Source organism: Bordetella petrii (genome assembly GCF_020991325.1).
GTDB lineage: Bacteria > Pseudomonadota > Gammaproteobacteria > Burkholderiales > Burkholderiaceae_B > Bordetella_A > Bordetella_A petrii_E.
In genome coordinates, this window is the sequence record NZ_JAJMLX010000413.1 from 1 (window position 1) to 2,747 (window position 2,747).

General features: G+C 67.7%; 1 protein-coding gene. It reads left to right on the forward strand.

Going from position 1 to position 2,747, the window contains the following annotated elements:
• Positions 1–2,747 (forward strand): hypothetical protein (locus tag LPZ50_RS23860; protein ID WP_230665331.1); only part of this gene is annotated, 2,747 nt, incomplete at both ends.

Below are 2,747 nucleotides of genomic sequence, written 5' to 3' on the forward strand. Positions count from 1 at the left end.
ACGGCTCTGGGGGCTGGCGCGTCGGCCAGCGGTACGGCCTCTGTCGCCCTGGGCGCCGCCGGCGCGCAGGGCAGCAATGCGCTGGCGTTGGGCAATGGCGCCCAGGCCAATGCGGCGAACGACATCGCCCTGGGCACCGGCGCGGGGGTGAACACACTAGGTACAGCCGGCAATGACCGCACGTCGCACATCGCCGTCGGGACCCGTGCGGGCCAGGGCGTGGTGGGCAATCAAACCATTGCCATGGGGTTCGAGGCGGGGTCGCAAGTGACGGGCGACCAGAATATCGCCATCGGTTCGCAAGCCGGCAGCGGCGTCGACGGCGATATGAACGTGGCGATCGGCTACCAGGCCAACCGCAATGCTGGCCTCGCCGATCACGCCACGGCCGTGGGTGCCAATACTTACGCGGGCCGCGATGCCGTCGCCATGGGCTATCTGTCCGAGGCGAGCAGTGACGGTTCGGTGGCGCTGGGCACGCAGGCGCGTGTGACCAGCGGCCAAGGCGTCGCTATTGGCAAGAACGCCGTTTCGGACGGAGCTGGCGTGGCGCTGGGATCGAATGCCGCCGCGCTGGCCAGCGATGCGAACGGTGCCGGCTATCTGACCGGCAGCTCCTTTGCCGGCGGCAGCGTGGTCTCGGTCGGCAACACCTCGACGGGCAACCAGCGGCGCATCGTGAATGTTGCCGATGGTTCGGCCACGCATGATGCGGTCAACGTGGGCCAGCTGAAGAGCGCACAACAGTCGGTGGCCAATCTGGTGGGGGGCGGCGTGGCCGTCGATGCCAACGGCAAGTTTGGCACTATCAGCCTGGTCGACACCAATGGCGATACGCACCAGTACAACACCGTGGTGGATGCGCTGGGCGCCGTCACCAGCGGCGGAATCAGTGTCCTGCCGCCGGAAGCGGCCAAGTACAACCCCGATGGCACGCTCAATGTGTCGGCGGCGACGCAGGCGGGCGAAGCGGTCAACCTGCAGCAGCTTAACGAGACGGTCGACGCCAATGCGGCGCGCTACTACAGCGTGAACTCCTCCTTGCCGGGCAACAGGGCCAATTCGAATGCCACGGGCAGCAATGCCCTGGCCGTCGGGCCAGAAGCGAGCGCGACCGGCGACTCCTCGATGGCTGTCGGCTACCAGGCGTTCGCGCAATCCGGCGAAGCGCTGGCCCTGGGCAACAATACCAATGCGCTGGGGGCCAACTCCACCGTCGTGGGCAACCATTCGTTTGCCTACGGGAAGAGCAGCGTGGCCATTGGCGACACGGCGCGCAGCCAGGGCGACAACTCCATTGTCATCGGTACCCAGGCGCAGGCCGATCCCAAGGATCCGAACCAGACCGTACACAACTCAGTGGTGATCGGCACCCGGGCGGAATCGACCGCCGACAACGGCGTCGCGGTGGGCGAGAATGCGCTGGTCTCCGGTGTGCGCGGCATCGCCCAGGGCTACCACGCGGAAGCCTCGGCACGCGATGCCACGGCGATAGGCAGCAATGCGCTGGCCTCGGGCGTCAACGCCACGGCCAGCGGCACGCGCGCGATCGCTTCCGGCGACAGCGCGATGGCTTCGGGTACCGATGCGCACAGCTATGCCGCCCGCGGCATCGCGATGGGCCAAGGCGCCCAGGCCGGCAAGGCCAATCCGCGGCCTGACGAAGTGGCCGACAACGTCGACGCCGTGGCGATCGGCACGGGGGCCTTGGCCGAAGCGAAGAATTCCAGCGCACTGGGCCGCTCGGCCCATGCCACCGCGGAACAAGCACTGGCCGTGGGCGACGGGTCGGCGGTCAGCGGCCTGCAGGGCAGCGCGCTGGGCGCAGGCAACACGGTGACGGCGGAAAAAGGCTTGGCCCTGGGCGCCGTCAACACCGTCAACGGCGCGGGTTCCAGCGCGACCGGCAACGGCAATACGGTCAATGGCAACAACACACAGGCGGTAGGCAATGGCAACCAGGTCGCTGCCAATAACGGGGGCGTATTCGGCAACGACAACTCGCTAGGCGCCGGCGCCACCGGCAGCCGCGTCATCGGCAACGGCAACACCGTGGGCGTGCCCGATGCCTTCGTCATGGGTAATGGCGCCAGCGTGAACGTGGCGGGCGGTGTGGCCCTGGGCACCGGCAGCGCATCGACCACCGGCGCCAATGTGGCCGGCTACATACCCAATGGCAATGGCGGGGCGGCGAACAATGCGATCGCCGCCACCCGCAGTACCACCGGAGCGGTGGCGGTGGGCGGCAATGGCGTGCGGCGGCAGATTACCGGCGTGGCCGCGGGTGCCGCGGACACCGATGCTGTCAACGTCGCGCAGCTCAAGGCCACGGGCTGGAACGTCCGCACCGACGGCGATACGGCCACGCACGTCAGCACCGGGCAAGGCAATACGGTGGATATCGGCTTGGCCGACAGCGAGAACAACCTGACGGTGACGCGCACTTCGTCCAATGGCACGACAGTCATCGACTACGCGCTCAAGAAGAACCTGGATCTGGGCGCGACCGGCAGCGTCAAGACCGGCGACACACTGGTGAACAACGCCGGCGTGGCAGTGGGCCCGAACGTGGCGCTGAACAACAGCGGGCTGGTCATCGCCAATGGTCCCAGCATGACCAGCGGTGGCATCGACGCCGGCGGCAAGACCATCACCAACGTGGCCGCGGGCGTCAACGCCACCGACGCGGTCAATGTCAGCCAGCTGACCAGCACCGAGCAGGCCTTGACCGACAAGGGCTTTGCACT